This window comes from Bartonella sp. OC16QHHD, from assembly GCF_042194035.1.
GTDB lineage: Bacteria > Pseudomonadota > Alphaproteobacteria > Rhizobiales > Rhizobiaceae > Bartonella.
Window position 1 is genome coordinate 1 of the sequence record NZ_JBHIMJ010000061.1, and the last position, 2,441, is coordinate 2,441.

Consider the following 2,441-nt stretch of genomic DNA (forward strand, 5'->3'; position numbering starts at 1 on the left):
CCCGATCGGGGTAAAAATACCCCCCACAACAGAGGCAATACCAGCCCCAACCACTTCGATCACTGTCCCGATCCAACCAAAGGTACTCACCAATGCTGCACCTGAAACCGCAACCCCTCGAAATGCTGCCATGAGTAAAGTCATCGGGTGAAAAAGACGCAGCGCGCTCCCACCAAGCCCTGCCATCGGCTGCACGGGTGCGCACCACATTGACAAAGCGCCACAATGGGTCACTGGAGGTGGTGTGGTTGCCCCATAAAATACGTCCATTGGCGACAATTTTTCCATGGGCATTTTGGCTAAGCCGTGCTGGAATAAAGGTAGCAATATCGGCTTGGTTAAGGCGATTTGCCTCATGATCGATTTCCCCATCAAAATAGCTAATGGGGCGCGCAGTTCCTAAAATGCCTTTGACATCTTGATTGGAGGGAAACCAAAAAACACCGCCCCTTTGCTTGTCGCGTTTGATAAACATGGCGGCAGCAAAGGGACTTGCCGGTTTAACACTCCAACCACCATCACTATTTGCCACCCAGACAAAGGAATCAATCAGGTAACAAAAATGCAATAATTAAACTTCCCCCTGAAGATATAGCGGAACTCGTAGCAGAGCTTGATAAAAAGTTACAAGAGCTTGTTCAAAACATCAAAGACAGAGAAGAAATAGAGCTTACCTTGCCTCTTTTTAAAATTGCATTTAAAACGTTAAATAGAGGTTGGAAAAGCAATCAAGAACTACACAAATCCAACCTAACTCATTATACAATGGAAAATGAAGGGGCATTTCTCCTTACATTAAGATTTTTAATAACACTTTGTTTTAACATATTATATCTTTTTTTGCTTTTTGGGCTGATTTTGGAGCGAACTTCACAATTTATAGATTTTTTTTCAAAGGGGCTTAAAAGGCGGTCTTCTAGGCTTTCACAGAGTTTTTTTAAATCTTCAAAGCCTTTTCCTATTTTCCATTGAATCACAGTTTTTTCTCATTTTCACTCTTTTTTAGATGTCAAAATCCATTTTGACAAAACGCGCATTTAATGGTGAAAATTAGTCATAAAAAATCATAAATTTCCACCTATTCCTACTTAAAAAAACTCCTGTCAAACGACAAACTTTCTTTTTTGTATATCCACAGCAGCATGGATACTGCTATTCTTTATTGCTCATTTCCTCTCTTCTTGTTTCTTTTTTTCTAATATTTTTTCCATTCTTTTTTCTTTTTATAACTCAATAAAGTTTATCTCTAAACAATGCACAATAATAACACTATGATCTAAAATCAAATAAATATAAATAATTTTTAATATTATAAAATAATTTATATTTATTTCATAATGAATAATATTCAAAACATTATGTATTTTTATAAAAAATATTTTTCTACTTTACATAAAAATAAAAACAATCTATTGGTCCCCAAAGTAGAAAACCATTCATTTGATATCCTTCTTGTAAGCGGGGAAGGAATGCGTGGAGCTTATAAGTTAAGGAAAATATCTAAATGTTTAAAAAATCTCTTTTATCCGGCACAGCTGCCGTAGCTATCATGCTGTTTAGCACTCATTTCAGCGCATATGCGACAGTCCTCAGTGCTACAAGTAATGAAGAAGTAAAAGATGTCTCCGACGACGCATCCGAAAAAAACTATGATGCGATTAAGGCAACAAATAGTGGAAAAATCATTGGCAAGGATTTAAAAGTAACCGCTCCTGAATCTGAAAAAACTGGTGTAACATCTACAGATCTTGGTAGCGAAATTACGTTAAAAGGCACAACAACCATTGAAAAAGCTATGGATGGGATCCTAGCAAAAACAGGTGGTAAAATCACCAGCGAAGATTTAAAAATAAAAGGAAACGATAAAGGAACTGGTGTAACAACCACAGATCCTGATAGTACAGTTGAATTAACAGGCACAACAACCATTGAAAAAGTTGCAAACGGGTTTCGGGTAAATAAGGGCAGTAAAGTCACTGCAAAAGATGTAACGATAATCCTTCCTGAAGCTAAAGAAGACAGCATTGGTATACTCGTCGATGGTGCTAATAGCGTGATTGAATTAACGGGTCAAACAACCATTAAAGACATTGCTGGCAGCGGTCTTAGGGCAACAACTGGTGGCAAACTCGTTAGTAAAGATTTAACAATAACGGGCTCTCAGAACGAAAAAAATACCAATAGCACCGGTATAGCAGCCTACTTGCCAAATACTATGATTGAATTAACAGGCAAAACAACCATTGAAAATATGGTAACTGGGCTTTATACAGCAGTTGGTAGCAAAATCGTTAGCGAAAATTTGACAATAACCGGCTCTGAAACTGAAAAAAAGAGTACTGGTGCAAAAGCTGACAACAACAGCGTCATTACATTAAAAGGCACAACAACCATTGAAAAAGTTGCAAACGGCCTTGATATACAAAATGCAGCTACAGTCA

1 protein-coding gene and 3 pseudogenes are annotated in these 2,441 nt (G+C 37.6%); 2 read left to right on the forward strand and 2 right to left on the reverse strand.

Translation table 11 applies throughout. The features are described from left to right. Positions 1-64: 64 nt before the first annotated feature. Positions 65-562, reverse strand: a pseudogene (locus ACFIK1_RS06410) (phage tail protein); the annotation flags it as partial. Between ACFIK1_RS06410 and ACFIK1_RS06415 the strand changes: the two are divergent. After that, positions 559-709, forward strand: a pseudogene (locus ACFIK1_RS06415) (transcriptional regulator); the annotation flags it as partial. The pseudogenes ACFIK1_RS06410 and ACFIK1_RS06415 overlap by 4 nt on opposite strands. Positions 710-758: 49 nt before the next feature. On the opposite strand, the gene ACFIK1_RS06420 reads toward ACFIK1_RS06415, so the two are convergent. Beyond that, positions 759-977 (reverse strand): hypothetical protein, encoded by a 219-nt coding sequence (locus ACFIK1_RS06420; protein WP_375662365.1) that lies wholly within the window; start codon positions 975-977, stop codon positions 759-761. A 572-nt stretch (positions 978-1,549) separates the two neighbouring features. Between ACFIK1_RS06420 and ACFIK1_RS06425 the strand changes: the two are divergent. Then, positions 1,550-2,441, forward strand: a pseudogene (locus ACFIK1_RS06425) (hypothetical protein); the annotation flags it as partial.